Source organism: Rhodobacteraceae bacterium M385, assembly GCA_025141835.1.
Lineage (GTDB): Bacteria > Pseudomonadota > Alphaproteobacteria > Rhodobacterales > Rhodobacteraceae > Gymnodinialimonas.
In genome coordinates, this window is record CP081102.1 from 2,638,285 (window position 1) to 2,665,211 (window position 26,927).

Annotated in this window: 28 protein-coding genes and 1 tRNA gene; 10 read left to right on the top strand and 19 right to left on the bottom strand. The window is 60.6% G+C overall.

Annotated features, from left to right (window positions below; all coding sequences use genetic code 11):
• Positions 1-11: 11 nt before the first annotated feature.
• From K3728_12845 to K3728_12875, 7 genes are all read right to left on the bottom strand, one after another.
• The gene (locus K3728_12845; protein ID UWQ94588.1) at positions 12-560 is read right to left on the bottom strand and encodes a hypothetical protein; all 549 of its coding nucleotides are present in this window, start codon (positions 558-560) and stop codon (positions 12-14) included.
• A gap of 6 nt (positions 561-566) precedes the next feature.
• Entirely contained in the window at positions 567-785 is a 219-nt protein-coding gene (gene infA / locus K3728_12850) for a translation initiation factor IF-1 (protein ID UWQ94589.1), read from the bottom strand.
• 69 nt (positions 786-854) lie between these two features.
• A complete protein-coding gene (locus tag K3728_12855) occupies positions 855-1,745 on the bottom strand; it encodes a carbon-nitrogen hydrolase family protein (GenBank protein ID UWQ94590.1) in 891 nt (296 codons plus the stop codon).
• Positions 1,742-2,323, bottom strand: a complete 582-nt coding sequence (locus K3728_12860) for a GNAT family N-acetyltransferase (protein ID UWQ94591.1) — start codon at positions 2,321-2,323, stop codon at positions 1,742-1,744. Before K3728_12860 ends, K3728_12855 begins: the two co-directional genes overlap by 4 nt.
• Complete coding sequence (locus K3728_12865) at positions 2,320-2,721, bottom strand: nuclear transport factor 2 family protein (protein ID UWQ94592.1); 402 nt, start codon at positions 2,719-2,721, stop codon at positions 2,320-2,322. Before K3728_12865 ends, K3728_12860 begins: the two co-directional genes overlap by 4 nt.
• 42 nt (positions 2,722-2,763) lie before the next feature.
• On the bottom strand, positions 2,764-4,077 hold the full coding sequence (locus K3728_12870; GenBank protein UWQ94593.1) for a mechanosensitive ion channel: 1,314 nt from the start codon (positions 4,075-4,077) through the stop codon (positions 2,764-2,766).
• A 66-nt stretch (positions 4,078-4,143) separates the two neighbouring features.
• Positions 4,144-4,878, bottom strand: a complete 735-nt coding sequence (locus K3728_12875; GenBank protein ID UWQ94594.1) for a WYL domain-containing protein — start codon at positions 4,876-4,878, stop codon at positions 4,144-4,146.
• A gap of 109 nt (positions 4,879-4,987) precedes the next feature.
• On the opposite strand from K3728_12875, the gene K3728_12880 reads away from it, so the two are divergent.
• A complete protein-coding gene (locus K3728_12880; protein UWQ94595.1) occupies positions 4,988-5,344 on the top strand; it encodes a VOC family protein in 357 nt (118 codons plus the stop codon).
• Positions 5,345-5,379: 35 nt separating this feature from the next.
• Here the strand turns inward: K3728_12880 and K3728_12885 are convergent, their stop codons facing one another.
• From K3728_12885 to K3728_12915, 7 genes are read right to left on the bottom strand one after another with little or no spacing between them, the layout of a single operon-like run.
• Positions 5,380-5,838: a low molecular weight phosphatase family protein gene (locus K3728_12885; GenBank protein ID UWQ94596.1), complete on the bottom strand. Its 459-nt coding sequence runs from the start codon at positions 5,836-5,838 to the stop codon at positions 5,380-5,382.
• 4 nt (positions 5,839-5,842) lie between these two features.
• Positions 5,843-6,310: a UPF0262 family protein gene (locus K3728_12890; protein ID UWQ94597.1), complete on the bottom strand. Its 468-nt coding sequence runs from the start codon at positions 6,308-6,310 to the stop codon at positions 5,843-5,845.
• Positions 6,311-6,322: 12 nt separating this feature from the next.
• A complete protein-coding gene (gene hisD, locus K3728_12895; GenBank protein ID UWQ94598.1) occupies positions 6,323-7,627 on the bottom strand; it encodes a histidinol dehydrogenase in 1,305 nt (434 codons plus the stop codon).
• 47 nt (positions 7,628-7,674) lie between these two features.
• Complete coding sequence (locus K3728_12900; protein UWQ94599.1) at positions 7,675-8,682, bottom strand: GNAT family N-acetyltransferase; 1,008 nt, start codon at positions 8,680-8,682, stop codon at positions 7,675-7,677.
• Complete coding sequence (locus K3728_12905; GenBank protein ID UWQ94600.1) at positions 8,679-9,140, bottom strand: DUF2948 family protein; 462 nt, start codon at positions 9,138-9,140, stop codon at positions 8,679-8,681. The genes K3728_12900 and K3728_12905 overlap by 4 nt, the downstream gene beginning before the upstream one ends.
• Positions 9,137-10,396, bottom strand: a complete 1,260-nt coding sequence (gene murA, locus K3728_12910; protein UWQ94601.1) for a UDP-N-acetylglucosamine 1-carboxyvinyltransferase — start codon at positions 10,394-10,396, stop codon at positions 9,137-9,139. Before murA ends, K3728_12905 begins: the two co-directional genes overlap by 4 nt.
• Positions 10,397-10,413: 17 nt before the next feature.
• Positions 10,414-10,584, bottom strand: coding sequence for a hypothetical protein (locus K3728_12915; protein ID UWQ94602.1), 171 nt, complete (start codon positions 10,582-10,584; stop codon positions 10,414-10,416).
• A gap of 190 nt (positions 10,585-10,774) precedes the next feature.
• Between K3728_12915 and K3728_12920 the strand changes: the two genes are divergently transcribed.
• From K3728_12920 to K3728_12960, 9 genes are all read left to right on the top strand, one after another.
• Positions 10,775-10,849, top strand: a tRNA-Thr gene (locus tag K3728_12920).
• 176 nt (positions 10,850-11,025) lie between these two features.
• On the top strand, positions 11,026-12,057 hold the full coding sequence (locus tag K3728_12925) for a LacI family transcriptional regulator (GenBank protein UWQ94603.1): 1,032 nt from the start codon (positions 11,026-11,028) through the stop codon (positions 12,055-12,057).
• Positions 12,058-12,177: 120 nt separating this feature from the next.
• Positions 12,178-13,497 carry a sugar ABC transporter substrate-binding protein gene (locus K3728_12930; protein UWQ94604.1) on the top strand — a complete coding sequence of 440 codons (1,320 nt, stop codon included), beginning with the start codon at positions 12,178-12,180 and terminating at the stop codon, positions 13,495-13,497.
• Between the two features lie 125 nt (positions 13,498-13,622).
• Positions 13,623-14,489, top strand: coding sequence for a sugar ABC transporter permease (locus tag K3728_12935; GenBank protein ID UWQ94605.1), 867 nt, complete (start codon positions 13,623-13,625; stop codon positions 14,487-14,489).
• A gap of 10 nt (positions 14,490-14,499) precedes the next feature.
• Complete coding sequence (locus K3728_12940; protein UWQ94606.1) at positions 14,500-15,330, top strand: carbohydrate ABC transporter permease; 831 nt, start codon at positions 14,500-14,502, stop codon at positions 15,328-15,330.
• An 11-nt stretch (positions 15,331-15,341) separates the two neighbouring features.
• Complete coding sequence (locus tag K3728_12945; GenBank protein ID UWQ94607.1) at positions 15,342-16,346, top strand: ABC transporter ATP-binding protein; 1,005 nt, start codon at positions 15,342-15,344, stop codon at positions 16,344-16,346.
• Positions 16,343-17,116, top strand: coding sequence for an L-iditol 2-dehydrogenase (locus K3728_12950; GenBank protein ID UWQ94608.1), 774 nt, complete (start codon positions 16,343-16,345; stop codon positions 17,114-17,116). Before K3728_12945 ends, K3728_12950 begins: the two co-directional genes overlap by 4 nt.
• 29 nt (positions 17,117-17,145) lie before the next feature.
• Positions 17,146-18,648: a mannitol dehydrogenase family protein gene (locus K3728_12955; protein UWQ97554.1), complete on the top strand. Its 1,503-nt coding sequence runs from the start codon at positions 17,146-17,148 to the stop codon at positions 18,646-18,648.
• Between the two features lie 168 nt (positions 18,649-18,816).
• Complete coding sequence (locus tag K3728_12960; protein ID UWQ97555.1) at positions 18,817-19,509, top strand: fumarylacetoacetate hydrolase family protein; 693 nt, start codon at positions 18,817-18,819, stop codon at positions 19,507-19,509.
• A 20-nt stretch (positions 19,510-19,529) separates the two neighbouring features.
• On the opposite strand, the gene K3728_12965 is transcribed toward K3728_12960, so the two are convergent.
• The 5 genes from K3728_12965 to K3728_12985 form a co-directional block, all read right to left on the bottom strand.
• Positions 19,530-20,180 (bottom strand): hypothetical protein, encoded by a 651-nt coding sequence (locus K3728_12965; protein UWQ94609.1) that lies wholly within the window; start codon positions 20,178-20,180, stop codon positions 19,530-19,532.
• A gap of 51 nt (positions 20,181-20,231) precedes the next feature.
• Positions 20,232-21,386 (bottom strand): CapA family protein, encoded by a 1,155-nt coding sequence (locus tag K3728_12970; protein UWQ94610.1) that lies wholly within the window; start codon positions 21,384-21,386, stop codon positions 20,232-20,234.
• A gap of 57 nt (positions 21,387-21,443) precedes the next feature.
• Positions 21,444-22,649 (bottom strand): winged helix DNA-binding domain-containing protein, encoded by a 1,206-nt coding sequence (locus K3728_12975; protein ID UWQ94611.1) that lies wholly within the window; start codon positions 22,647-22,649, stop codon positions 21,444-21,446.
• 9 nt (positions 22,650-22,658) lie between these two features.
• The gene (locus tag K3728_12980) at positions 22,659-24,548 is read right to left on the bottom strand and encodes an acyl-CoA synthetase (protein UWQ94612.1); all 1,890 of its coding nucleotides are present in this window, start codon (positions 24,546-24,548) and stop codon (positions 22,659-22,661) included.
• Between the two features lie 108 nt (positions 24,549-24,656).
• On the bottom strand, positions 24,657-26,483 hold the full coding sequence (locus K3728_12985; GenBank protein ID UWQ94613.1) for an ATP-binding cassette domain-containing protein: 1,827 nt from the start codon (positions 26,481-26,483) through the stop codon (positions 24,657-24,659).
• Positions 26,484-26,927: the final 444 nt, after the last annotated feature.

Sequence of the window (26,927 nt, forward strand, 5' to 3'; positions counted from 1 at the left end):
GGATGCCCGATCTATTTCGCAAGAGCGATACGGGCGGCGGCATTATAGTCACGCTGCATCCGCTCCATCCGGCGCATGTCTTTGCCTTCGGGGATCACCAGTTCGGACTTGTCGCCTTTGAACTTGGTGTGACGCCATTTGAAGGCATCCACATCATCGGCCAGCTTAGCCCATTTCACCACATCGCTATCATCGGTCAGAAGATGACGTTGCGCTTTGCGCAGGGGTTTGGGGTTGAGGTAGTCAAACGCCCAATCGCTATCGCGGATGAACAGGATCTTTTCCTCTCCATCCAGCGGCGGGGTGATATCCACCAAAGCGCCATCGCGTTCAATCACGGCGTGGCGCTGCGCCTCCAGCCAATAGCCGGTGAGTTCCCACACCAGCCAGCCAAACACGGGCGTGGCCCCTGAAAGGATCACATTGTAGAAAGGTTGGTCTTCAATCGCGCCGTCGGAGGGCGCGACCGTGACATATTCCGCAACGCCATCGCCAAGGGTCGCGGCATAGGCCGTGACCGCATCGGACATGTCGGGCGTGGTGATCGTGCGCTCAGACACGGGAGATCACTTGAAGCGGTAGTTGATCCGGCCTTTGGACAGATCGTAGGGGGTCATTTCAACCTGGACTTTGTCGCCTGCCAGAACCCGGATACGGTTCTTCCGCATCTTGCCTGCCGTGTGCGCGATAATGGTATGGCCGTTTTCGAGCTCGACCAGGAATGTCGCGTTGGGCAAGAGTTCCTTAACGACACCAGGAAATTCGAGCATCTCTTCCTTAGCCATGGGTACTCCATTGATTGCGCCCCGACGGTGGGGCTGATTTCGGCTAAATGCGCCTAAACCCCAAAGGTTTCAAGGCAAATCGCGCAGCTTTCGGCTTTGGTCGGCGCGAGCGTGGCTCTCGGGCCAATGGGCGTGGTTGAAGACGGAGCCCTGGGCACGCACGCGGGCGATGGCGGCGGGGTCGATCTCGGCGTAGGTCCAGCCGGCTGTGTTCAGCGTGCCTTCGGCGATGATACCTGTGGGCGGAAAGCCAAGGTCGGGCGGGCCGTAAACGCTTGCGATGCCTACGTTTTCATCGGTTGCGGGGGACCATTTGGCATCGCCCACCGTGGGCGATTGGACGGTCACGCATTGCCCTTCCAGCGCCCGCGCCATGGCCCCGATGCGCACCCGGGAATAGCCTGCGAGACTATCGGTACAGGAGGGGCAAAGGATGATCTCGGCCCCTTGTTCGATCAACTCACGCCCCAGAAGGGGGAATTCTGCATCATAGCAGATCAGCGTGCCGATTTTGCCAAGGGCGGTGTCGATGGCTTCCAGCGGCTCTCCGGGAACAACGTCCCACTTCTCACGCTCGAACCGGGTCATCACTTGTTTGTCTTGATCCCCCAGAAACCCATCGGGCCCAAAGAGAGAGGCGCGGTTCACCGGACGCTCGGCCCCCTCCTCGAACACCGGTCCGGAGGCGGCGAGGATATGGACACCGTAGCCTTCCGCGAGCGAGGCCATCAGTGCGTCTGCCTCTTCCGTATAGGCGTGGGCGGCGTGGAGGCTGGCTTCAAGATCCGCCGCCGCGTCAGGCCCCGACAGGGCGGCCAATTCCATCCGGCCATATTCCGGGAACACCAGTAAATCCGCGCCTTCGCGGGTTGCTTCACGCACCCAGTTGATCTGCTTCTCGGCGTAGGCGGTGAAATCCGGCAGCAGGTCCAGCGAATAGGCGGCGGTGGCGATTTTCATAAGCGTTTCATCCAGAATTGCAGGGACTTGGGTGTTTCATCTGTATCGCCAACGTCGGTCCAGTGGAACTGTGCCGTGACACCGGGCAGCGGCGCGTAGCCTCGGGCTTTCCAGAACGGATCGAGGGGGCTGTACCCGACTGGGCGCGCGGGATGATCGGCGGGGCGGATCACGGCGCAGAAGGCGGAGTGGGCGTGGCCAAGGGCGCGGGCGTGAGCCTCGCGCAAATCAAAGAAGCGGTGGCCGATGCCCTGCCCGCGATAGGCGGGCAACAGCACGCTTTCGGCGCAGTAGAATATCGTTTCAACGTCCGGCACGGGACCGGAGAGTTGCGCAGCATCGGCATGGGCCACAAGGGGCATCCCCGTGGCCGCGCCGATGATGCGCGCACCATCCATGGCCGCCATAAGGATTGCGCCGGGGGTGTCTTGATAGGAGCGCAGGTAATGGGCCTCGTAAGCCTCATCCCCCTGATACAAATAGGGAAAGGCGCGAAAGACCTCGATCCGCAGGCGCGCGAGGTCGGGCAGTGCAGCGGTCAGCGCCGCACCGGTAAGGGCCACGACCCGCAGGCTCATGGGCTGACTTGCGCCATCCAGTCGGCGAGGTTGTAGTAGGTCACGATGCGGGTGATTTTCCCGTCTGCCACGCTGAAGAACCCGCCTGCCGGAAGGCGGTAGGTTTGCCCCTGCGCCGCGGGCAGGCCTTCGTCGGTTTGCAGGTAGGTGCCGTTGACGGTGAATTCGGCCGCCGCACGAGCACCATCGGGGGTGGCCATAACCACGATATCGGTCAGGTTTTCACGGTAGCAGCGGGTCATATGGGCGCAAAAGGCGGCGAAAGCTTCGGTCCCGATGCGCACCGCGCCCTCGTTCACGTGGTGGGCCACATCGGGGGCAAGGCAGGCGATCATGGCGTCAGTGTCGGCGGCATTAAACGCGGCGTAATAGCGGGTGATGAGATCTGTGGTGTTCATGGCCCCTGAATAGGCGCAGAGGCCGGGGCGGGCAATGGCGGGTCAGTCGGATTTGGGGTCCTTCATATGGACCACACGCTGCGGATAGGGAATTTCGATATTGGCATCACGCAAGGCGTTCCAGACCACAAAGAGCACGTCAGAGGTGTATTTCTTATCCCCGTCGTCGATCCCGTTCACCCAAAATTCGACCGCGAAATCAACGCCATTGTCGCCAAACCCGCGCAGTTCACAATCGGGGGGATAGGGGGTGTCCAGCACATCGGGGTGAGCGGCGACGGCTTTCCCGACGATGTCGGGGATCAGGTTGATATCGGTGTCATAGCTGACAGAGAACGCCGCCTCGTAACGGTTGGCCGAGCCGCTGTCGGAGTAGTTGACGACGCGGGTGGTGATGAAATCCTCGTTCGGGACAACGATCCAGCGGCCATCGAAGGTTTCCAAAATCATCGCTCGGGCCGTGGTCTTGATGATCGTGCCCGCCTCGCCGCCATCAAGCACCACGTAGTCCCCAACGGTGGCCTGACCTTCCAGCAACAAGATCACGCCGGAAATGAAGTTGGCGGCGATCTTTTGCAGGCCAAAGCCAAGCCCCACACCCACGGCGCCGCCCAAAACCGCAAGGGAGGTCAGCGAAATGCCCATGATGTTCATCAACACGAGGAAAGCCGCGCCGAAAATCGCGATTTCGGCGGCCTTGGCGGCCAGTTGCCTTGTGGCAGGCCGCAGGTCTTCCTGCGCACTGATATAGGTGGTGGATTGGTCGTTGGACCAGCGCCCGAGCCAGAAGACAACGGCCCCCAGAACGACCAGTTGCACCAGCCACAGTAGGTCGAACGACAGGTTGCCCAAGGGCACGACCGTGGCCTGCATCTGCGCGGTCACGACGCCTAGAAGCCCCAGTGCATAGAGGGCGGCGGCCGGGATCAGCACGTATTTCCCCAGAAGCCTGAGGAACGGGTCTTTCACAATATCGCGCACCACGGCGCGGGCGGCGAGGAACAGGAACACCCGTTTGCCGAAGGCGATCACCTCGCCCGCCTCAAAAATCGAGCGGACAATCTGCTCGGCCATGGCGGTGAAGGCATAGGCCAGAACCGGCAGCAAAAGCGGCAGGAATTGCAGGACGAAACGGCGGGTGGTGGAAAGGATCGAGTCGCTTTCCACCGGGGGCGACAGCAGGCGGATCAGGATCGGTTGCAAGCGGCGATTGACCACCCAAGCCAGCAGAAACGCGGCCAGAAGCAAGCCGAATTGCGACCAAGCGGCGGGGCTAAGCAGCCAGCCCATCGCGGTCGCCCAAACGGGGGCCAGCAGATCAAGAACGGGTTGCAGAAACTCAGGCATATTATTCATGGGCGCGAAGCTACTGTGCGCGGCGGGCAGAGGGAAGGTCTGCCGTGCCCAAGGGGGCGTAATCGGTTAGGCGAAGGGCGTTTCATCGAACAGGGAGGGGCCAAGTTTATCCTTGGGCAGCAAGGGGAAGTGATCCTCGGTGCCAAGCGCCGAGAGCATTCGGTCACAGCGAAACGTGCGGGGGCTTTGGCGCAATTTGTCAAAGGCCACCACGTACCAGATCGGGTATTTGAGCAGGAGGTAATGAGGCTCGATCAACCGGTCCGAGATTTCGCCGTCTTCGCGCTGATAGCGGATTTCCAGCAGCTTTTGATCGATGAAGGCCTGATGCAGCGATTGCACCACCCGTTTGGGGGGCGCAGTGGCCCCGGCCTGAACGAAGGTGGAGGAGGTGACGCCGATCACGATGCGGGATTTCAGGCGGTCCACCTTGGCGCGTTTCTCGGGCGAGAACGACGCCTCTAGCTGCCGCCGCACAGAGCCGAGGCTAGCCAGAAAGAGGGGCGAGTCCATCTGTTCGGCCACGGCGATGCTGATGAGCAAATCCACCGCTTCGGCGTAGGAAAGGTTTACCCGGCCCACGCCCCAGTTCCGATCCAGACGGACACCGCCGCCGCGCCCCCGGTCGGCGTCGATCTGCAAGCCCTGGTCGCGCATCAACGCAAGATCCCGCGCGATGGTCCGTGCGGAAACGCCGTGTAGGCGGGCAAGATCGGCGACGGTGCAATGGCTGTCTTGCTTCAGCTGCACCGCCAATTGGTCCAGCCGCCTGATCCTGTCTGAAGTATTGGCGCGGGTCATGGAACAAATAGGACATAAAATGTCATGTTTAACAATAGACCGACGGCAGAGCCGGTTCGGGGCCTAGCCCCCTACCCCACTCACCACCCAAAAGTTGGAGAATGAACCCATGAAGATGAACTACACCGTTGTCGGCACCAACGACCAAAAGGCTGCCGTTGCCTTCTACACCGCGCTGTTCGCTAAGGCGGGGGTGCAGGTTATGTCACCATCGGAGCGGATGACCTATTTTATGGGCGCGGATTTCGCCTTTGCGGTGGCAGAGCCCTTTGACGGCGCGCCCGCCACTGTGGGCAATGGCACCATGGTGGGTTTCGCCGTGGGCGACGCCGCAGAGGTCACACGGTTGCACGCCTTGGCGCTGGAACTGGGCGGAAGCTGCGAGGGGGCGCCATGCCAGAAGGGGCCGAAGTTCTCAGGCTATGTGAGGGACTTGGACGGCAACAAGCTGTGCCTATCAGATTGATTGGAAGGCGGAGAGCGTGCCGGACGAAGGGGGCGCTAATCCGCTGTTGCCGGGCCGAAGCGCTCGGTCATCCGTGTCACGATCTGATCGCGGGCCTGGCGGTAGCTGGTCAGCTTGGCTTCACGGGTTTCGCCAAGGCCCGTGGGGTCGATGATCGGCCAATATTCCACGTCTATGTGAAACGTCCCCGTCATCTCCAGCGCCCGGCGCTGGCTGGCGGGGGAAAGGGCCACGATCAGGTCGAAGCCGGAAAGGTCATCGCCCCATTGCTCCATCTCATCAAAGGAGCGGACGCGGTGGCGTTCCAGTTCCACCCCCAATTCAGCGCAAACGGCGACGGCAAACCCGTCGATCTCCATCTCGCCCTTCACCCCCGCCGATTGGACATAGGCGCGGTGGCCGTAGAATTTCTTCATCAAGCCTTCGGCCATCGGCGACCGGGTAGAGTTGTGGTCGCAACAAAACAGAACGGATTGGGGGAAGTCTTGGGCCAAGGGCTCAGGCTCCGAAGTGCAGGACGCAGATCAGGGTGAACAGGCGTCGCGCCGTGTCGATGTCGATCCCGGCCTTGCCCTCCAGACGCTCTTGCAACAGGCGCGCGCCCTCGTTGTGGATACCGCGGCGGGCCATATCAATCGCCTCGATCTGCGAGGGAGGCAGCTTTTTGACCGCGTCAAAGTAGGCCTCGCAAATCTGCCAGTAGTCTTTCACCGTCTGCCGGAAAGGCGACAGCGACAGATGAAACTCGGCCGCTTCAGCGCCATCTTCGGTATCAATATCAAACACTAAGCGCTTCTCACGGATCGCCAATGTCACGCGGTAAGGACCGGCGGGGGCATCTTCATGGGGCAGCGTAAAGGTGTTTTCCTCTAGCAAATCGAAGATCGCGACCTTGCGTTCCTGCTCGATTTCGGGCGTCGGAGCGGGCAAGCCATCGGTGTCGATCTCGATATGGCAAATGTGCATCGTCTTAGTCCCTTAGTCCCTGTTCAACCGCGCCAATCGCGCGGCCACGGACGCGCCGTGGGCGTCCAGTCCTTCCGAGGCCGCAAGAACCTCTGCCGCCGGGCCAATCGCCTTGAGGGCGTCGGGCGTCATGCGGGCCAACGTTGTGCGCTTCATGAAGTCCAACACGTTCAAACCGCTGGAGAAGCGAGCGGAACGCGCCGTGGGCAACACATGGTTCGGCCCGCCGATGTAATCGCCGATGGCTTCAGGAGTCCATTGCCCAAGGAAAACAGCGCCCGCATGGGTGATCTGCGCAAAAAGCGCTTCGGGGTCGGCGACGCAAAGTTCCAGATGCTCGGGCGCGATACGATCCGAGAGGTCGGCGGCTTGGGTCAGGTCTTCGCAGATGACAATTGCGCCGTTGTCGCGCCAGCTGGGGCCCGCGATGGCGGCACGGGGCAGCGTTTCGAGCTGCCGGGTGACAGCCTCGGCCACCTTCGCCCCAAAGGCGGCATCGGTGGTGATCAGAATGGATTGCGCGCTTTCGTCATGTTCGGCCTGACTGAGCAGATCGGTGGCGATCCAATCGGGGTCGTTATCGGCGTCAGCAATCACCAGAATTTCCGAGGGGCCAGCGATCATGTCGATGCCCACCTTGCCAAACACCCGGCGCTTGGCCGCCGCAACAAAGGCGTTGCCCGGTCCGGTGATTTTATCAACGGGGGCAATGGTTTCGGTGCCGTAAGCCATGGCGGCAATCGCTTGCGCCCCGCCGATGCGGTAGACAGTATCAACGCCCGAAAGCTGTGCGGCCAAAAGCACCAGAGGGTTCACGACACCGTCAGGCGTGGGGGCGCAGATCACGAGGCGTTCCACCCCGGCCACCGCCGCGGGAATGGCGTTCATCAGAACGGAAGAGGGATAAGAGGCGAGACCACCGGGCACATAGAGGCCCGCAGCCGAGACCGGCCCCCAACGCCAGCCCAGTTCCGCACCGTCGGGGTCGGTCCAGCGGGCATCTTCGGGGCGTTGGCGGATGTGGTAGGCGCGGATACGTTCCGCCGCCAGTTCGAGCGCTTCGCGCTCTGCCGCTGGCACCTGCTCGATCGCTGCCGCGATCTCCTCGGCGCTGAAAGCGAGGGTCTCGGGCGTGAGGGTCAGACGGTCAAACTTTGCGGTAAGTTCCAACACGGCGGCATCGCCGCGCGCGCGCACATCGGCGATAATATCGGCCACGATGGCATCCACATCGGGCGCATCTTCGCGCTTCATGTCGAGAAGCGCGGCGAAACGCGCCTCAAAATCGGTGTCGTTGGTGTTGAGAAACTGTGGCATGGGCCCTCCTCGCGTTGAGGGGCAGATAGCGCGGGGGGGCCGGAGCCTCAAGCGTTGAGGGGGCGGATCATCAAATGCTGGTCATGGATGTGGCCCCCATGGTTCAGGCAATTGGGGATCGTGGCGGCGATGCGGTAGCCTGCGGCCTCGTAAGCCTTGATCGCAGCAGTGTTTTCAGCGCCCACGTCGAGTTCCAACTGCATCTTGCCTTGCGCCTGCGCTTCTGCCGCGATTTCCGCCAACAGCTTGCGTGCCAGCCCCCTGCCCCGTGCGGCCTGCGTCGTATAGACAGCCACCACATGGCCCCGGTGCGCCTGCACCGCGCCGGGCATGGTGAACCAAGCGGCTGTGGCAAGGATCGCGCCGTCTTTGACCACGGCCCAGATGTTGGATTTCGCCATCCAGGGCAGGATTTCATCGGGCTGCATGGCGGCAAATTCAGCCGCTGTCATGCCAAAGCCCATCGGTTCTTTTTCCAGCATCTCCAGACGGATAGCGCGATACATGCGCCAATCACCGGGGCCAAGGCGGCGCAGGCCATCGGGGCCGGGTTGCGCGATAGCTTCGGTAAGGTCGCGGACCATCAACAGGTCGTCCTGGGGCGTGCCGTTCTGGATCACCGCTGCGGGCAAACGGCCCGAAGTGGCAAAGCCGTGGCGGGTATAGAACGCGCGGGCCCGGAGGTTTGCAGCGGCGACGTAGAGTTCCAACTGCGTGGCGTTTTGGTCTTTGGCGGTTGCGACGAGGTGATCCATCAGCCGATCCGCCGCCCCCGCGCCCTGGGCGTCTGGGGTCACGTAGAACGGGCCAAGGGAGGCGCGGTGCGCCGACAGGGCGTTGCCTTGCCGCGACAGGCCCGCGAAGCCGATCAGGCGGTCGCCGTCGAAAAGGCCGAAGACGGTGCCACTTTCGATCCATCGGCGCAGGGGCGCGTCGCTGGCTTGAGCCTCTGCCTCGGACAGCAGAAAAGCTTGGGGAAACAGGCGGATACCTTCAAGGCGCAGGGCAGACAGCGCGGGCAGATCGCCCGGCTCTAGCGCGCGCGCGACGGTCATTCCGGGTGGGTGGGCGCCTTGCCCGACACGGCGCCATAGGGACGCGTGACGTCCTTGAGGGTGATTTCCAGCGCCTCAACCTCCAACGCGATGGCGCCGTCGCCCGCAAGGGTAAGCTCCAACCGGCCCATGCCGTCTTCCGACGGGGTCCAGTTGAGGGCGAGGACCGAGAACACCAGATCGGGATCGGTGCGGTCGATGCCTTGGCTGGAGACCTTCAAGACATCTTCCACGGCCAGCACCGCCTGCACCCGTTCGGGGGTGTCGCCCTGCTGTTCCCAACGGAAACGGTTGAGAAGCAGGGCAAAACGGCGACGGCTTTTTTCCCACCGCATTTCGGCGGCAGGAAAAATCGCGTCTTGGACAAGGGCAGAAATGACCGGCACATCGGCGGCATCGAGCGCACGCAGCGCGACGGGGGCGTCGCCGGCATCCTCAAATCGGGCGTCTTGGGTCATTCGGAGATCCGCTCTACATTTGCGCCGACACCTTGCAGCTTGCGGGCCAGATGCTCGTAGCCGCGATCAAGATGGTAAACGCGGTTAACCACTGTTTCGCCTTCAGCCGCCAGACCCGCCAGAATCAACGAGACCGAGGCCCGCAGATCGGTGGCCATAACGGGCGCGCCGCGCAGGCTTTCGACGCCGGTGACGCGCGCGGTGTTGCCGTGCACGTCAATCTGCGCGCCCATGCGCAACAGTTCGGGCGCATGCATGAAGCGGTTTTCGAAAATTGTTTCTTCCAGCACCGAAGTGCCCTCGGCAAAGCACATCATCGCCATGAATTGTGCTTGCAAATCCGTGGGAAAGCCGGGAAACGGCGCGGTGGTCACGTTGACGGCCTTCAAGCGCCCGCCGGGGTGGCGCACCTTCAGGCCCGCGTCGGTTTCCGTGATCTCCAAACCCGCTTCTTCCATCTTGTCGCAAAGGGAGGCGACCAGATCGCGGGTACCGCCGAGGCATTCAACCTCGCCGCCCGCGATGCCCGGGGCACACATATAGGTGCCCATCTCAATCCGGTCCGTAATCACGCGGTGGGTCGCGCCATGGAGGCGATCAACGCCACGCACCACGATGGTTTCCGTCCCCGCCCCTTCGATATCCGCGCCCATGGCGATCAGACAATCAGCCAGTGCCTTGGTATCAGGCTCGCGCGCGGCGTTCTTGATGACGGTGGTGCCTTTAGCACGCACGGCGGCGCACATCACGTTTTCTGTCGCGCCCACGGAGGGGAACGGAAATTCAACCTCCGCCCCTTTCAGATCGCCCGAGGCATGAACGTAGCCGTCGCGCAGATCCACCTTGGCGCCCATTTTCTTGAGCCCTTCAAGGTGGAAATCCACCGCCCGCGCCCCGATCGCACAGCCGCCGGGCAATGACACGATCGCCTCTCCGGTGCGGCCAAGAAGGGGGCCTAACACATTGAATGAGGCGCGGAGTTTTCGCACGATATCGTAGTGCGCCAGCTGAGAGCTGAGCGTATTGGCGGAAAACGCGAGGGTCTGGCCCTCGTCCAGCCGCCCGATTTGCACGCCGAGGCTTTCGAGAAGTTCCGACAGCGTCGCCACGTCCGAGAGGCGCGGTACATTGGTAAGCGTCAGCGGCTCATCACTGAGCAAGGCCGCACACATCAGTTTGAGGCAGGTGTTCTTTGCCCCCGCAATCGGGATTTGCCCACTGAGCGGGCCCGAGCCCTTTACGACAATTCTATCCATCTGCCCTGCCTTCTCGTTTACTCGTCCACCGGTTTTCCGGTTTGATCCTGATCGTCACCCGCCGCTGCACGGGCGCGCGTCTGTGCCTTGCGGCGGCCCATGTTGGCCTTCAACGCCGCTTTCAACCGGTCCTCGCGGCCCGGTTTCGCGGATTTGGAGCCTTGGCCCTTGGTGGTTTTCTGCGCCATAGCCCTAGCCTTTACCCCGCGCGGGCAGAGGCGTCCAGATTGCGCTTGCATGGGGGCGCATCAACGTCTAGGACGCGGCGAAATGTTGCTAAGCGCCTGCCTTGGTGGGAACGGAAGACATTTTTGAACGGGTCATGCTCGGACCCACTTGCCACGGCCCAGACACCGCGGCTAATAACCGAGACGGAATGCTGTGGTAGCTCAGTGGTAGAGCGCGTCATTGGTAATGACGAGGTCGGGAGTTCAATCCTCCCTCACAGCACCATTCCCCTTTCTAGACAATGCGTTAAGAGTTGCTTTAAGAAGCCATTCAGGCGGCTGAGCCGTTTTTTTACCGTGGCGACAGAGCGCCAAAAACTTTACGCGCGGTAAGGTTTTTGCTTCTCAAACGGGCTTCTCGCTACTACGTTTCATCTGAATAAGGGGGGAGCCATCGGTAAGATGTCGGACCAACAGATCAGAAATATGGAAGACTTTGCCGCCGTCAGCGGCATCTCTCGGCCCACGGTATCGAAGTACTTCAACGATCCCCAAAGCGTGCGCGCCTCAACGCGGGAGCGAATCGAAAAAGCGCTCGATCAATACGACTACCGACCCAACATTTACGCGGTGAACCAGAACCGGCGGATGACCAAGAACATTGGTGTCATGGTGCCTTATTTGGCGGACCCGTTCTTTGCCGAGATCGCTCGGAATATTGAGATGATGTTGATCGAGGCCGGGTTCCGCCCGATTGTTCTCAGCTCTCATGGTAGTACGGAATTGGAGGCCGAGAATCTTGACACCCTTCGATCCCTGAAGCCTGCGGGCGTGTTGATGGCCCCGCTTGGTCGCGCCTCGGACAAAGGCGCGGTCGAGAAGTTTTGCCGCGACGTGCCTACCATCTTGTTCGACAGTAATTTGGAGGGCATGGGCGAGGCGTTCATCGGCTCGGACAATGTAAGTTTCGTTGAACAAACAGTGGCTTACATCAGCGAAGACGGCGACCCGCCGTGTTTCTTTGAAATGAAGAATCCCGCCAACCCGAACGCGAACAAGCGCCGCAACGCCTATATCGCCGCCATGGAATCGCGCGGGATGGAGCCACAAGTCGTCAGCATTGACGGCGATGGTTGGGCGTTTGAGGAGATCGGGCGCCAAGGCGCGCATCATGTGCTGGAAACAAAGCAACTACCGACGGACACTGTTCTATGTAGTAACGACCGCCTTGCCATCGGCTTTCTGGCGGCTTGCTACGAGCGTGGCCTGCGCGTGGGGCGCAACGATGATTGCGCCTTGCGCGTGGCATCCCACGACGACCACCCGTTCTCGCGCTTCACCTGCCCTGCCCTGACCACTGCCGCCCACGATTACGATTCGGTGTCGAAAGGCAGCGTGGACACCCTGTTTGAGCTGATCGAAAACGGCGCACGCTTCAAGGAGCGGACCGAAACGGTATATCCCGCGAAATTAATCGTTCGCGCATCCTCCTGAAAATTAAGCGCGAATTTTACAGACCTGCTAAAAATTTACGCGCGTAAAGTTTTTCATTGACCCAGCGTCCGTCTTCTCGCATCCTAATTGGGCAACATCCAACTTCAGGGAGGAACACGGATGTCTCTCAAAAGAGCTTTGGGCGCCACAACAGCGCTCGCAATTTGCGCAGCAGGTACTGCTGCTTTTGCGGACGGCCACTCGGCCACAATCACTATCGCTACTGTAAACAACGGCGATATGGTCCGCATGCAGGGCTACACCGACCAGTTCACCGCTGAAACGGGCATCGCCGTCGAGTGGGTGACACTGGAAGAGAACGTTCTTCGTCAGCGCGTTACGACGGACATCACCACCAACGGTGGCCAGTTCGACATCATGACGATCGGCATGTACGAAACACCCATCTGGGGCGCAAACGGCTGGCTCGTCCCGCTGGACAGCCTGTCGGAAGAGTACAATGTTGACGACATCCTGCCCGCAATGGCAGGCGGTTTGTCCCACGACGGCACGCTTTATGCGGCACCGTTCTACGGCGAATCTTCCATGATCATGTACCGCACGGACCTGATGGAAGCTGCTGGCCTGGAAATGCCAGACGCACCAACATGGGAATTCATCCGCGAAGCCGCGGCTGCAATGACCGACCGTGACGCCGAGATCAACGGCATCTGCCTGCGCGGCAAGCCAGGTTGGGGCGAAGGTGGTGCATTCATCACTGCGATGTCCAACTCCTTCGGCGCACGCTGGTTCGACATGGACTGGAACGCTCAGTTTGACACCCAGGAATGGGCCGACACGCTGAACTTCTTCAACGACATGATGCAAGAGTCCGGTCCTGCCGGTTTCGCGACCAACGGCTTCAACGAGAACCTCTCGCTGTTCCAACAGGGTCTGTGCGGCATGTGGATCGACGCGACTGTTGCGGCATCCTTCGTAACCAACCCAGACGACAGCGAAGTTGCTGACTCGGTTGGTTTCGCACTGGCACCCGACAACGGTCTTGGCCGTCGTTCCAACTGGCTCTGGGCCTGGGCACTGGCAATTCCTGCCGGTACGCAGCAGCAGGACGAAGCCATGCAGTTCATCGAGTGGGCAACATCCACCGACTACATCGAACTGGTTGCCGAGAACGAAGGTTGGGCGAACGTACCACCCGGTGCACGTACATCCCTGTACGAGAACCCCAACTACCTTGAGGTTCCATTCGCTCAGATGACGCTGGACAGCATCCTGTCGGCCGATCCGAACAACTCTACCGTCGAAGAGAGCCCCTATGTTGGTGTTCAGTTCGCGGCGATCCCAGAGTTTGCCGGTATCGCAACCGAAGTAAGCCAGGAATTCTCCAACGCTTACGCGGGTCAGCAGACCATCGAAGAAGCTCTGGCGAACGCTCAGGCAATCACGAACGAAGCCATGGAAGCAGCTGGCTACCAGTAAGCCTCTGATTTCCTAGCTAACTGAGGAAGGCGGCGTCAGCGTCGCCTTCCAACACCAAATCCCCTACAATTTACTTACTTTCCGATTAACCGAGCCCTATGGCTCGAACGCAGAGGATATGTGTCATGGCGACCCAGCATTCCCGATCAGCGGCCCGTATCATGATGGCGCCAGCGGTATTCCTGCTTCTCGTCTGGATGCTCGTACCGCTCTGCATGACATTGTGGTTCTCGTTCCGAGACTATCGCCCCCTTCGCGGCGGTGACCTTGGTTGGGCCGGGATCGACAACTTCGTAAACTTCGCATCATCGCGGTCCTTCCTACCAGCCGTTGGAACAACATTGTTGATCGTGGGCGGTGTCCTGCTGATCTCGATCGTGTTGGGTGTCCTTCTGGCGATCTTGTTGGACCAGCCTATGTGGGGCCAAGGGATTGTGCGTATCCTTGTGATTGCCCCGTTCTTCGTCATGCCCACCGTTTCGGCGCTGGTATGGAAGAACATGTTCATGGACCCAACCAACGGCGTCTTCTCGCATCTATGGAGGTTCTTCGGAGCCGACCCGGTGGTGTGGCTGCAAGATGCGTCGGTCTTCTCGATCGTCATGATCGTGTCCTGGCAGTGGTTGCCCTTTGCAACGCTCATCCTTCTGACGGCGATCCAGTCGTTGGACAGTGAGCAGTTGGAAGCAGCCGAAATGGACGGTGCGCCCCCGCTGTCGCGCTTCATCTTCATCACCCTGCCCCACCTGAGCCGCGCGATTACCATTGTGGTGCTGATCCAGACGATCTTCCTGCTGGCCGTTTTCGCCGAAATCTTCGTGACCACCGGCGGCGCGTTCGGAACGCGGACCCTGACCTATCTGATCTACCAGCGCGTGCTGGAAAGCCAGAACGTGGGCTTGGGCAGCGCGGGCGGCGTCTACGCCATCATCCTTGCCAACATCGTTGCCATCTTCCTGATGCGCATCGTCGGCAAAAACCTGGACAAGTGAGGGAATAGATATGGCACGTGCTGTTACACCCCAACGCAAAGCTCTGAATACGACCTTCGCGTGGATCATCGGGTTGCTGATCTTCTTCCCGATCCTCTGGACCGTCCTGACCTCGTTCAAAACCGAGGCCGAGGCGATCGCCAACCCACCCATCTTCCTGGCTTTTGACTGGACGCTGGAAAACTACGGTGTGGTCCTGGAACGCTCTAACTACCTGCGGTTCCTGACCAACTCGATCATCATCGCGGGCGGGTCCACCGTTCTGGGCATTATCATCGCGGTGCCTGCGGCTTGGTCGATGGCCTTCGTGCCCTCGCACCGGACCAAAGACATCCTGCTTTGGATGTTGAGCACCAAGATGCTGCCCGCCGTGGGCGTTCTCTACCCCATCTACCTGCTGTGCATTCAGCTTGGGGTCTTGGACAACCGCTTTGCCTTGGTCGTGATCTTGATGCTGATCAACCTGCCGATCATCGTTTGGATGCTCTACACCTACTTCAAGGAAATCCCCGGTGAGATCCTTGAGGCCGCCCGGATGGACGGGGCCACGCTGCGCGAAGAGATACTCTACGTGCTGACGCCGATGGCAGTGCCGGGCATCGCCTCGACCCTGTTGCTGAACTTCATCCTCGCATGGAACGAAGCGTTCTGGACGTTGAACCTGACGTCCGTGGATGCCGCCCCGCTTACGGCATTCATCGCTAGCTATTCCTCACCCGAGGGCCTGTTCTTCGCCAAACTTTCGGCGGCCTCGACTATGGCGATCATGCCAATCCTCATCCTTGGCTGGTTCAGCCAGAAACAACTTGTCCGGGGCCTGACCTTCGGCGCGGTTAAGTAAGGAGACGACCCATGGGACGTATTACACTGCAAAAAGTGCAAAAGAAGTTCGGTGATGTGGAAGTCATCCCGCCGCTGGATTTGGAAATTAACGACGGTGAGTTCGTTGTCTTCGTTGGCCCCTCGGGGTGCGGTAAATCCACCCTCCTGCGTCTGATCGCAGGGTTGGAGGATGTATCGGGCGGGCAGATCAACATCGATGGCGAAGACGCCACGATGGTGCCCCCTGCAAAACGTAGCCTGGCGATGGTGTTCCAATCCTATGCGCTCTACCCGCATATGTCGGTGCGCAAGAACATCGCGTTTCCGATGCGGATGGCAAAGATGGATCAGGCGGAACAAGACCGCCGGATCTCCTCCGCTGCTGCCGCGCTGAACCTGACCGATTACCTTGATCGTCGTCCGGGCCAGCTTTCGGGTGGTCAACGCCAGCGGGTTGCCATTGGCCGGGCCATTGTGCGCGAGCCTTCGGCCTTCCTGTTCGACGAGCCGCTGTCCAACCTGGACGCCGCGCTTCGTGTGGGGATGCGGATGGAGATTTCGGAGCTGCACAAAAAGCTCGATACGACAATGATCTACGTGACCCACGACCAGGTTGAAGCCATGACCATGGCCGACAAGATCGTGGTTCTGCGTGCCGGTCATATCGAGCAGGTCGGCTCTCCGCTCGACCTGTACCGCTCGCCACGCAACACCTTCGTTGCGGGCTTTATCGGATCGCCAAAGATGAACCTGATCGAGGGTGCCGCCGCCGCAGAACACGGCGTTCACACCATCGGCATTCGCCCCGAACACATCGACGTGTCGATGACCGAAGGCAAATGGCAGGGCACCGTTGGTGTGGCAGAGCACCTTGGATCGGACACCTTCATCCACATCCACGGGATCGAGGGTTGCGACCCCATGACCGTGCGTGCCGATGGCGAGATGTCCGTCAAGCACGGTGACACCGTTTACCTGACGCCGCAGGACAAGCACCTGCACCGTTTTGGCGCAGATGGGTTGCGGATTGCATGAAACGGCTTGATGGCAAATCCGCCCTGATTACCGGGGCAGCCCGGGGCATTGGACGCGGATTTGCCGAGGCCTACCTGCGCGAAGGCGCGCAGGTGGCCGTTGCCGATATAGACGCGGAAGCAGCGGAGCAAACCGCCGAAGAACTCGGGCAAAATGCCTATGCCGTGCAGATAGATGTGACGGATCAAACCAGCATCGACGCGGCGATAGCGATGGTCGTTCAAAGCGTTGGAAAGCTGGACATTCTGGTGAACAACGCCGCTTTGTTCGATGCCGCTGAGACCGTCGACATCACGCGCGAAAGCTTTGAGAAACTCTACGCCGTGAACGTCGCGGGCACGCTGTTCACAATGCAGGCCGCAGCGAAACAGATGATCGCACAGGGCCACGGCGGCAAGATTATCAACATGGCGTCACAAGCGGGCCGACGCGGAGAGCCTTTGGTGCTGGTTTACTGCTCTACCAAGGCGGCGGTGATCTCGATGACGCAATCGGCGGGGCTGAACCTGATCGGCCACGGGATCAACGTGAACGCCATCGCGCCGGGCGTCGTGGACGGGGCCCATTGGGACCATGTAGACGCGACTTTCGCGCGGCTTGAAGGCAAGGCGCCGGGACAAAAGAAGGCCGAAGTGGCCGCAGGCGTCCCCGCAGGGCGCTTTGCCACGCCAGAAGATTTGACAGGGATGGCCGTATTCCTCGCCTCCCCCGAGGCCGACTACATTGTAGCGCAATGCTATAACGTCGATGGCGGCCAATGGATGAGCTGATGAAAGATATGCGAATGGGAAAGACACTCATGGGAGATGAACTGATGGCTGCAACCGCTCCAGCGCAAAAGCTTTGTAATGCGACGCTTCAGACGCTTCCCGATGCCGTGCGCGTGCCGCGCTACGACCGCGCGGGCCTGAGCCCCGGCATCGTGCATATCGGCCTTGGCAACTTTCACCGCGGCCATCAGGCGTGGTATCTGCACCGCCTGTTTGACGAAGGTCTGAACCACGATTGGGCGATCATTGGCGCCGGCGTGCGTGCCGGTGATGCCGCCATGCGCGACCGGCTTCTGGCGCAAGATTGCCTGACAACGCTGATCGAGTTGGACCCCTCGGGACATTCGGCCGAGGTCATAGGTTCGATGATCGGTTTCGTCCCGGTCGAAGAAAGCAACGGCGCGTTGGTTGCGCAGATGGCCGATCCTTCGATCCGTATTGTGGCCCTGACCGTGACCGAAGGCGGCTATTACGTGGCCCCCGCCGATGGCTCATTTGACGTGGACCATCCCGATATTCAGCACGACGCGATCAATCCCGGTACGCCGAGAACGGCTTTCGGCGCAATGGTTGCCGCGCTGCGCCTGCGCCGCGACGCGGGCCATGGCCCGTTCACCTGCCAAAGCTGTGACAACCTGCAAGGCAACGGCGACGCGCTGCGTCAAACCGTGTTGGGGCTGGCCAAGATGTCCGACCCGGCCCTGGCCGAATGGATTGCGGCCAATGTGACCTTCCCCAACTCCATGGTTGATTGCATCGTGCCCGCCACTGGCCCCAATGAGTTGAAACTTGCCAAGCAGTTCGGCATCGACGATGCGGCGCCCGTCACCCATGAAAACTTCCGCCAATGGGTGATCGAGGACAAGTTCTGCGCAGGCCGCCCCGATTGGGACAGAGCCGGCGCGACCTTCACCGATGAGGTCCACGCATTTGAGGCGATGAAAATCCGCCTGCTGAACGCCGGCCACCAAGTGATCGCCAACCCCGGAGAGGTGTTGGGCGTTGAAACAATCGCAGGCTGCATGGCCGACATTTCCATCAACGCGCTGTTTCGCAAGCTAGAGATGGAAGAGATTGCCCCCCATGTCACCCCAGTGCCCGGCATGACGCCCGAGGCCTACGTTGATCTGGTCGCTTATCGCTTCTCCAACCCCGAGATCGTGGACACCACCCGCCGCGTGGCGTTTGACGGGTCGTCCCGGCACTCGGGCTTCTTGCACCCGATCATCCGCGATGGCTTGGCCAAGGGCACCTCGATCGAGGGTCTCGCCTTGGTAGAGGCGATCTGGGCGCGTATGTGTGCAGGCACCCGCGAAGATGGCAGCGTGATCGCGCCCAACGACCCGTTCTGGGACGATCTGACCGCCTACGCCACTGCGGCGAAATCTCGTCCCGCCGCGTGGCTGGAGCAAGAGCACTTGTACGGCGATCTTGCCGATAGCGCGGTATTTTCTGCCGCCTTCACGAAATGGCTGACGCTGATCTGGGCGGAAGGTGTGCGGGCGGCAATTAGCCAATACGCGGCGATCTAGGGCATCTCTGCGGTTTTTGGTGGCAATGATCCGGCCAGTGCCTTGAACAGGTGCTGGCCGATTTGCGTTTTGGGGGTGCCCGGCTTTGGGGATGCTCGGCGCTCTGGCATCGGGGGCGCTAATGGGCCAATGTCGCGCCAACATGCCGCCCAAACAGGAGAAATCCCCTTGGCCTTTGTCTTCACTCCGCTACCCGCCCCCACCGTTCCCGTCGCCGGAACGACCGAGCTTTTTCCCGTGCGGCGCATCTTTTGCGTCGGGCGCAACTATGCCGAGCACGCTCGAGAGATGGGCCATGATGACCGTGAGCCGCCGTTTTTCTTCGCCAAACCCGCCGACGCTGTGGTTGGGGACTGGGCAACGATCCCCTACCCTCCGGTGACTGAGAACCTGCATTTTGAGGCCGAACTGGTCGTCGCAATCGGCACCGAAGGCGCGAATATCACCGAGGCCGCCGCGTTGGATCATGTCTTCGGCTACGCCTGCGGCAACGACCTGACCCGTCGCGATATCCAAGCGCAGGCCAAAAAGGCCGGACGCCCTTGGTCGATGGCGAAGGGGTTCGATAATTCTGCCGTTGTGGGCCCCATTCACCGGGTTGCGGATGTGGGACACCTCGATTCCGGCGCTATCCAACTGACGCGAAACGGCGAATTGCAGCAAACCGGTGATCTGGCTGAAATGATCTGGTCTACGCCCGAAGTTATCGCCTACCTTTCTGGCCTTGTGACCCTGATGCCCGGCGACCTGATTATGACAGGCACACCTGCGGGTGTCGGTGCGCTTGTGCCCGGCGACACGGCGGTTGTGTCGATTGCTGGATTGCCTGACCTGACAATCACCATCGGTGAACGCGCCTAGGTAGCCCTGCCAGACAAAGGTTAAAGGTGGCTTAACAAGTCGTCGGGCGCTTTGTAGGAGCCCGGCTTCATGAAGCTCACAATCTCCTCCACATGGGCTGGCAGGGGAAGGTTGAGAAACGCGGACAATTCTTGCAAGAAAACAAGGGGGTAAGCCGCGGCCTTCTCATAGGACACCATCAAGCAAGGGGCGCCTATTTCTTCCACGAGCGCGGTGTTTCGGATCTGGGCGCGCAGGCGTGTGGCGATGAAACTGCCCGCCCCCGCTGCGGTTTTTGTCCTACGCAGCGCCATAGGCACAGGATCGCGGTAAACGCACACCAAATGCGGAGCGCGGATGTCTCCGATAATCTGTTGCAAATAGCGCCCTGCGTTGGGAAATTTCCAACCCCAAACACCAAGGGCTGCATTGCGCGCCGCGATGACCGCGCGGGCGTGATCGACGAATTTCTCAAGCGGTTTGTTCTGCCGATCAAAATTAAATTCCGGATCCTCCAGATTGCGGCCAAGGTCCGGCCCCATCGGCACCCCTAGGCCCAAGATGGCCCCGGCGACCATGGATGTGCCGCCCCGCGCCGTGCCGAAACACACAACGGTCCGTGGCCTATCATTCGGCGCATCGCCAAGGAAAATAGGAAGCGATGTCAGGTGCTTGGAATATGGCTTCGACATCGTCGCCCCTTGAACCCGTGGCAAACAATGGCCACGCGCCCACCTTATCATTCAAGGGGTAAGGCAAAAGTTAACAGACAGCATTCCAGCGCCAAGGATGCGCTGCGCGTGGGCGACACTCGTGGCACCTTGGGCAATCTGCGCGGCTGGGAAAACGGCGACGCCGCGATCCGTCGTCCGCTCTACCCGTGTGGGCAGATATCGGGGATCAGTGGCCAGAAGCCGCCCCTGCGGGTCGCGCGTCAGATCGAGGTAAAGGATCGCCCCGGTGCGTTGCTCCAACCGCCATTGGGTTGAGATGAGGTTCCCAAGGGAATATGCAACCGGCACGCGCCGCCCGTCAGCCGCCAAAAGCTGCTCTAACGGTTGAAGGACGTGGGGATGGCTGCCAACGATCGCTATCGCCCCGGCGTCCGCTGCCGCCTGCGCCAAACGTCGTTGTCGCGCCGTGGGACGGACCGAGTACTCAGTTCCCCAATGGGGGAGGAGGATCACGCCGTCAATTGTAGGTTGCGCAGTCAGACTGTGGATAAGATTGGGGATGGAAGGGTTGTTTCCGTAACATCCCAGCACTTGTGACCGGGGATTTGGCAGGCCATTTGTTGAAAAAGTGCAAGCGAGAAACGCTATGTTCTGGCCGCCGACCTGTTGGATATTGTGCCACGCCGCAGTGGTTCCGGTGGAGTGGCTACCCGTCGTGCCAAGCCCCGCTTGCCTCAGCGCTGAAAGCGTGAGATCCGCGCCGAGGGGGCCGCGATCCATCGCGTGATTGTTGGCCGTCTGCACCACGTCAACACCGGCGTCCCGTAGGACAGCCGCGATGGAGGGATGGTAGTTAAACCTAGGATATCCCGCGTAAATTCGTCCATCAAACAGAGTACCGGGGTCTTGCCAAACCCGGTTTGCCGCCGAGATGTTACGCGCAGTCGGTCCCTCCAGATTGACCACCGTGACGGAGGTCCGAGAAAGGGCCGGGATGATCGGTTCAAACGCGGGCGCAAAGCCTTCGGCGCGGGTGCTGGCCTCGGACTGGATCAGGGAATGCAGCAGCACATCGCCTGCGAATGCCAGATCGGGCCGCCCGCAGGAGTTGGCTGCCCCCCCACCTGTCGGGGTGCAGGAAACAGCGAAAGCGCCGAAAAGTGTGGCGCAGGCCGCTACACGAACTTTGGCCGTGAGTTGTCTGATTTTTAACGAAAATAGCATCGCGCGCCCTGTGGATAACCCTTGCAGGGGACTATGCGCAGCGGTTTCTGTCAATGTTTAGGCGACCGGGCCCCTCAGCCAGCCCTCATCATAGCGCACCTCTCCACTGGTGGCGAAGCGGGCGGCGCGGGTGATCTCGGCCCGTAGGCGGGCCACCCGCCCTGCCCCCATTTGGACGCCATTTTCGGCCCAGAATGCACGGACAGACAGAACCCCTCCCTCTCGCGCCATGTCGATACGCCCGATCAGCCGCGTGCCTTCCATGACCGGAAAAACATAGTAGCCGTAGCGGCGCTTGGGGGCCGGCACGAATATCTCAATCCGGTAATGGAACCCGAACAATCGCTCTGCCCGCTTCCTGTCGCGCAAAGCCGGGTCGAAAGGGGAAAGCACCCGAACGCGGGGCGATGGCGCGGGCAATTCATCTAAGGTTTCCAAGTCCTTGGGCCACATCACAGAGCGGCGCACCTGGCCGTTGTTCAAGGTGATATCCACCGCCACAACCCGCCCTTTCGCCAAGGCTTGCGCCACCCATGTCTTCGCATCACCCGGGCGGATCAGGTCAAAGAACGCGGCCAATTCGCCGCTGGTGGCAAAGCCCAAACGGTCCAAAGCCGCGACGCAGGCCCGGTCGATGATCTCTGCATCGGGCACTTGCACCGCCAGAACATCGGCTGGAATAACACGCTCACTCAGATCGTAGAACTTGCGAAAACCCACGCGTTTCGTGACCGCCAGCTCGCCTGAGCGCCAAAGATATTCCAACGCAACCTTGGAGGGCTTCCAATCCCACCAACCGGTTGATTTCTCGACCCTTTCATCCTCCATATCCGCAGAACAGCAGACCCCATTATCGGCCACTTGCCGCAGGACTTTGTCGATCTCAGGGTGGAAGCCCTCGCCGTGCCAATCCTTCCATTTGGCGTGCAGGCGCGCACGGTCACGCTCAAATCGCATCCGCCACAAGGGGTAGAATTCCATCGGGATGATCGAGGCGTCGTGGGTCCAATGTTCAAACGTCGCCCGGGAGCGATCATTGATCCAACGGAGCCCCTCGGGTTGGTAAGTTTGCCTGCGAGACCAAAGGATTAGGTCGTGGGCCCGAGCAAATGTGTTGACGCTATCGACCTGCACGAAGCCCAGGCCGTGGACCAGTTGCGCCAGCGCCGCGCCCTTGGCCGAGCCAGAGGGTGGCTCCATCAACCCGTGGCGCGCCAGAAATAACCGGCGCGCCTGATCGTTGGTGAGCACGGGCGTTGTCATGAACGGGCGCTATGCACTTTCAAGCCATTCCCAAGGCCGGGTGAACTCGCCCAAGACCTTACGAACCCCTTCAGCGTCGGCGCCGTTCGCCTCAAGATAGGCGACCAAGCCGCGCTTCTTGTCTTCGCGAACCTCGACCACACGCGCGGCATGGCCCGCTTCTTCCAGTGCCGCGTTGTAGATGCGCGTGATCGCCATTTTCCGCAGGTCCGGTTTGAACACTTTCCCAACGGCAGTCTTTGGCAATTCGTCTAGCACTTCCAGATACTTAGGGAACGCGGCGCGTTCATGGATGCGGTCTTTTGCGTAGGCAAGAAGCTCGTCTTCAGTAATCGTCGCCCCGTCAACGAGCTCCACATATACGCAGGGTAATTCGCCCGCGAAGGAATCGGGTTGGCCGATGGCACCGGCGAAGGCGACAGCCTCGTGCCCGGCAAGAGCCTCTTCAATCTCGGCGGGGTCGATGTTGTGGCCGCCGCGAATAATCAGGTCTTTCGCGCGGCCCGTGATCCAAAGGTAGCCATCCTCATCAAAGCGGCCCAGATCACCGGTGCGAAGGTAGATATCGTTATAGAACAGATCCTTGTTCTTGTCGGCCTCGGTATAGGTCGCGCCGGGAATGACGCCGGGGTTGGAGATGCAGATTTCGCCAATGGTATCGGTTGCGGCCTCTACCGGCCCATCGGGGGAATCGTTGAGGATTTTCACGTCCGTGTGCGGGAAGGTAACGCCGATGGAGCCGATTTTCTTCTCTCCTTCCACGGGGTTACACGACACAAGGCAAGTCGCCTCGGTCAGGCCGTAGCCTTCGATCAGCGTCACACCTGTGGCTTTCTCGAACCGGTGGAACAGCTCGACCGGCAAGGGGGCCGAACCGGAAAAGGCGGTTTTCACCGACGAGATATCGGCATCCACCGGACGCTGCATCATGGCAGAAATCGCGGTGGGCACGGTGATGATGAAGGTCACTTTCCAGCGTTCTACCAGCTTCCAGAAGTTATCAAAAACCCCCTCGCCCCGGTAGCCTTGCGGCGTGGGGAACACCACATGAGCGCCCGAGGCGACCATGGCCATCAGGATCACGTGGCAGGCGAAAACGTGGAACATCGGCAAAGGGCAAATGACCGTGTCTTCTTCGGAAAACAGCAGCGTATGGCCGATCCAGCCGTTGTAGATCATGCCGGAATATTTGTGCTGTGCGACCTTGGGCATCCCCGTGGTGCCACCGGTGTGAAAGTAGCACCCAATGCGGTCTTCGCGCACGTCCTCAAAATCCAAGGTCTTGTTTTGCTTGGCACATTCGGCGGTGAAATCCATCACTCTAGCGCTGTGTTGCGGCGGGTTCTTGGGGCGCAGGAACGGCACGATGAACTTCTTGATGCCTGTTAGGTAGCGCAGAAGATCGACCTCAAGCACTGTCTTGACACCGGGCGCCATGGCGAGCGCTTCGTTCACCTTCTGGGCCACGTCAGTCTTGGGAAACGGCTTCAGCGTCACCACAACTTTTGCGTTGGTTTCCCGTAGGATCGAGGCGATTTGCTCGGCTTCCAATAGCGGGTTGATCGGCGCGGCAATACCCGCAACAGCCCCCCCGAGAAGCGTCACGGCAGTCTCGTTACAATTGGGTAGCAGATAGGCGACCGTATCGGTGGGGCCAACACCCAGAGAGCGGAACAGGTTCGCGGCCTGAGTGACCTGCCCGTGGAATTGGTTCCATGTCAGGGTTTCGGCCGGGTCCGTGGGCCCGGAAAACAGCTGGAACGTGATCGCGTTCAGATCACCGTGCGCGTTTTTTGTATTGGTCAAAAACTCATACATCGTGACCGCAGGCTGGCATTCTGGCCAAGGCTGCTCTGCTTCTATGGTTTTGACGTCTTCGAGCGATGCAAAACGTGCCATGGCTCCCTCCCAATCTTTAGTTACGGGCACCTTATTTGTCGGCGCCTCTCCCACAGGTAGCATCGGCGAAAGCCGAGGCTCACGCAACAATAACGCAACGTAGACGTGTTATTCGGCGGCGAGGCCCGCGGTGAACTGCAAGCGTGCCAACCGCGCGTAAAGCCCGCCTTGGGCCACCAGCGCATCATGGGTGCCTTCTGCCACGATCTTTCCGCCTTCAAATACAAGAATGCGGTCGGCCTGTTTCACCGTTGCCAAGCGGTGCGCCACGATCAGGGTTGTGCGAGTTGCCGACATCTCGGTTACCGCCTCTTGCACGGCGCGCTCCGATTCCGCGTCGAGCGCACTTGTGGCCTCGTCCAACAGAAGGATCGGCGCGTCGCGCAGGATAGCGCGGGCGATCGCGATGCGTTGCTTTTGCCCACCCGACAGCATCATGCCACGTTCACCGACATAGGTGTCGTAGCCCTTGGGCAGCGCCGCGATAAAGTCATGGGCGGCAGCGGCCTTGGCGGCGGCTTCCACCTCGGCATCACTGGCGTCAAGGCGGCCAAAGCGGATGTTGTCACGGGCGGAGGCGGCGAAGATCACCGGGTCTTGGGGCACCAGAGCCATCGCTTGACGGAAAGTGTCTCGGGCCATGTCCGGCAGGCCCACCCCGTCGAGAGAAATCGCCCCCGTTTCAGGGTCATAGAAGCGCAGCAACAGCTGGAAGACGGTCGATTTACCCGCCCCCGAAGGCCCCACCAGCGCCACCGTTTCGCCGGGTTGGATCGTGAAGCTAACCCCGTCAAGGGCAGCCGTATCGGGCCGGGTCGGATAATGGAAATGCACGTTATCAAAGGCAATCGCCCCGCGCCCGGCGTCGGGCAATGCTACGGCGCGCGCGGGGTCGGCGACGGTATCTTCGGTGCCCAAAAGCTCTACCAATCGCTCCGTCGCGCCTGAGGCGCGTTGCAGCTCCCCCCAGATCTCGGACAAGGCACCGACGGAGCCTGCGACCATGATGGCGTAGATAAGGAACTGGATCAACGCGCCGATGGTCATCACCTCGGCCCGCACGTCACGAGCGCCCACCCAAAGGACACCGACCACGCCTGAAAACACCAAGGCGATCACGATCACCGTCATCACGGCACGGGTCGCGATACGTTTACGCGCGCTGTCAAACGACAGCTCTGTCACATCGGCGAAACGGCTGGCGGTGGGGCGTTCGTGGGTGAAGGCCTGCACGGTTTGGGCGGACAAAAGCGCCTCGGATGCATTGCCCGAGCTTTCGGCGATCCAATCCTGATTCTGACGGCTTAGCACCCGCAAGCGACGCCCAAGAACAACGATCGGCACGATCACAAGCGGCACGATCAGCAACACCGCCCCCGCCAGTTTCGGAGAGGTCCAGAGCATCAAGCCTATACCGCCGATCAGGATCAGAACATTCCGCAGCGCGACCGACATGCTGGAGGAAATAACGCTCAGAAGCAGGGTCGTGTCGGTAGTGATCCGGCTCAGGATCTCGCCCGTCATGATGCGCTCGAAGAAGGCCGGGCTCATGGTGATCATACGGTCGAAAACGGCCTTGCGGATGTCGGCAATCACCCGCTCGCCAAGGCGTGTCACAAGATAGTAGCGCAGCCCCGTGCCGATAGCCAAAAGGCCCGCGATGCCGATAGCGGCAAGGAAATACTGGTCCAGAAGTTCGGTCGCTTCGGTCTCGAACCCGTCCACCACACGGCGCACGGCAAGCGGTAGGGTCAATGACACCGTTGCCGTCAGGACAAGGGCCGCGAGGGCGCCGAAGACCATGATCTTATGGGGGGCGAGAAACGGAACCAGCTCTTTCAGGCTACCGATCTTCTTCGAACGCTCCCGCTCTTCCGAAGCACCGTGGGGCACGGGCTTGTCCGGTGTCGGGGCAGTGGTTTGATCGTTTGCCATGGTCTTTTCGCCTGTTCAGGATGCCCCGTTTTGCAAGGCCGCCAAGAAATGCAGCGATGCGAAACGGCAATCGCTGCCCCTTCTATCGTGCATTTCCCCGCCGGAGCGCGGCGACATGCCGACGCAGTTTTTCGCGCACGTACGGGTGTTCGTACGCAGGTGGCCCTGTTTGGAACAAATCGCAAGGGCAGCCAGAGCAAATTGCTGGAACTTGCGCAGCGCCCGGTTACCCCACGTTAACACTTTTGCGTTCTACAGAGCAGACATCGCCAGAACCATGACCTGACCCCATCACTGGCCGCCTGACCACTGGCCCGCCCGACGCCAAGGATACCCATAGGAACGCATACATGTGTCAGATTTGTTCTGTCTTTAACCCGACCTTAACCGATTGCACGTACCAAGATTTGATCGGCCAAGATTTGATCGGCCAAGATTTGATCG

Bases quoted from the DNA above. Each gene is read 5' to 3' on its own strand.
- K3728_12880 (UWQ94595.1), top strand. From the start codon at position 4,988: ATGAAGATGAACTACACCGTTGTCGGCACCAACGACCAAAAGGCTGCC.
- K3728_12985 (UWQ94613.1), bottom strand. From the start codon at position 26,483: ATGGCAAACGATCAAACCACTGCCCCGACACCGGACAAGCCCGTGCCC.
- K3728_12955 (UWQ97554.1), top strand. From the start codon at position 17,146: ATGGGAGATGAACTGATGGCTGCAACCGCTCCAGCGCAAAAGCTTTGT.
- murA (UWQ94601.1), bottom strand. From the start codon at position 10,396: ATGGATAGAATTGTCGTAAAGGGCTCGGGCCCGCTCAGTGGGCAAATC.
- K3728_12900 (UWQ94599.1), bottom strand. From the start codon at position 8,682: ATGACCGTCGCGCGCGCGCTAGAGCCGGGCGATCTGCCCGCGCTGTCT.
- K3728_12930 (UWQ94604.1), top strand. From the start codon at position 12,178: ATGTCTCTCAAAAGAGCTTTGGGCGCCACAACAGCGCTCGCAATTTGC.
- K3728_12890 (UWQ94597.1), bottom strand. From the start codon at position 6,310: ATGCACATTTGCCATATCGAGATCGACACCGATGGCTTGCCCGCTCCG.
- K3728_12980 (UWQ94612.1), bottom strand. From the start codon at position 24,548: ATGGCACGTTTTGCATCGCTCGAAGACGTCAAAACCATAGAAGCAGAG.
- K3728_12945 (UWQ94607.1), top strand. From the start codon at position 15,342: ATGGGACGTATTACACTGCAAAAAGTGCAAAAGAAGTTCGGTGATGTG.
- K3728_12860 (UWQ94591.1), bottom strand. From the start codon at position 2,323: ATGAGCCTGCGGGTCGTGGCCCTTACCGGTGCGGCGCTGACCGCTGCA.
- hisD (UWQ94598.1), bottom strand. From the start codon at position 7,627: ATGCCACAGTTTCTCAACACCAACGACACCGATTTTGAGGCGCGTTTC.
- K3728_12965 (UWQ94609.1), bottom strand. From the start codon at position 20,180: ATGTCGAAGCCATATTCCAAGCACCTGACATCGCTTCCTATTTTCCTT.
- K3728_12935 (UWQ94605.1), top strand. From the start codon at position 13,623: ATGGCGACCCAGCATTCCCGATCAGCGGCCCGTATCATGATGGCGCCA.
- K3728_12905 (UWQ94600.1), bottom strand. From the start codon at position 9,140: ATGACCCAAGACGCCCGATTTGAGGATGCCGGCGACGCCCCCGTCGCG.
- infA (UWQ94589.1), bottom strand. From the start codon at position 785: ATGGCTAAGGAAGAGATGCTCGAATTTCCTGGTGTCGTTAAGGAACTC.
- K3728_12940 (UWQ94606.1), top strand. From the start codon at position 14,500: ATGGCACGTGCTGTTACACCCCAACGCAAAGCTCTGAATACGACCTTC.
- K3728_12975 (UWQ94611.1), bottom strand. From the start codon at position 22,649: ATGACAACGCCCGTGCTCACCAACGATCAGGCGCGCCGGTTATTTCTG.
- K3728_12875 (UWQ94594.1), bottom strand. From the start codon at position 4,878: ATGACCCGCGCCAATACTTCAGACAGGATCAGGCGGCTGGACCAATTG.
- K3728_12970 (UWQ94610.1), bottom strand. From the start codon at position 21,386: ATGCTATTTTCGTTAAAAATCAGACAACTCACGGCCAAAGTTCGTGTA.
- K3728_12865 (UWQ94592.1), bottom strand. From the start codon at position 2,721: ATGAACACCACAGATCTCATCACCCGCTATTACGCCGCGTTTAATGCC.
- K3728_12870 (UWQ94593.1), bottom strand. From the start codon at position 4,077: ATGAATAATATGCCTGAGTTTCTGCAACCCGTTCTTGATCTGCTGGCC.
- K3728_12950 (UWQ94608.1), top strand. From the start codon at position 16,343: ATGAAACGGCTTGATGGCAAATCCGCCCTGATTACCGGGGCAGCCCGG.
- K3728_12915 (UWQ94602.1), bottom strand. From the start codon at position 10,584: ATGGCGCAGAAAACCACCAAGGGCCAAGGCTCCAAATCCGCGAAACCG.
- K3728_12925 (UWQ94603.1), top strand. From the start codon at position 11,026: ATGTCGGACCAACAGATCAGAAATATGGAAGACTTTGCCGCCGTCAGC.
- K3728_12855 (UWQ94590.1), bottom strand. From the start codon at position 1,745: ATGAAAATCGCCACCGCCGCCTATTCGCTGGACCTGCTGCCGGATTTC.